This is a genomic window from Phyllobacterium phragmitis, assembly GCF_002980495.1.
Classification (GTDB): Bacteria; Pseudomonadota; Alphaproteobacteria; order Rhizobiales; family Rhizobiaceae; genus Paramesorhizobium; species Paramesorhizobium phragmitis.
The window spans coordinates 1-390 of record NZ_PVBR01000104.1 but is presented as its reverse complement, the minus strand read 5'-3'; the positions used below and the strand labels follow the sequence as shown (position 1 = coordinate 390).

General features: G+C 61.0%; 1 protein-coding gene. It reads right to left on the bottom strand.

The genetic code is table 11. The features are described from left to right. A partial coding sequence (locus C5748_RS27530) for an autotransporter outer membrane beta-barrel domain-containing protein (RefSeq protein ID WP_146119665.1) occupies positions 1-390 on the bottom strand: 390 nt, incomplete at both ends.

The window sequence follows — 390 nt, the reverse complement described above, 5'->3', positions numbered from 1 at the left end:
CCTCGATCTTGCTGCCCTCCTGGAATTTTTGATGCAGATTGGCGATGGCATAGACATTGGCGCGGGTCAGCTGACCTTGATCATCGCGCCAGGCATGGCCGTAATCGGCGGATAGGCCGAGACGGCCTTTGAAGCTGTCGCTCTTGTCATGCGATACGGCGGCGTCGAAGGGATCGGTGAAGCCGTCGAAATCGACCTGCGACCAGGTCAGCTGCGCCTGCGGCGTGATCGTCCAGCGCGGATCGATCGCAAAGCGTTTGCCGGCTTCCAGGCTCAAGGCATAGCCGAAGGCGTCATTGCCGTCGGCAAGCGTGCGGTGTGCCGTGTGCGAGCCAAGATCACTGTCATACCAGCTCACCTGCGCCTGGCCGTCGAGATAAAGCCCGCTCT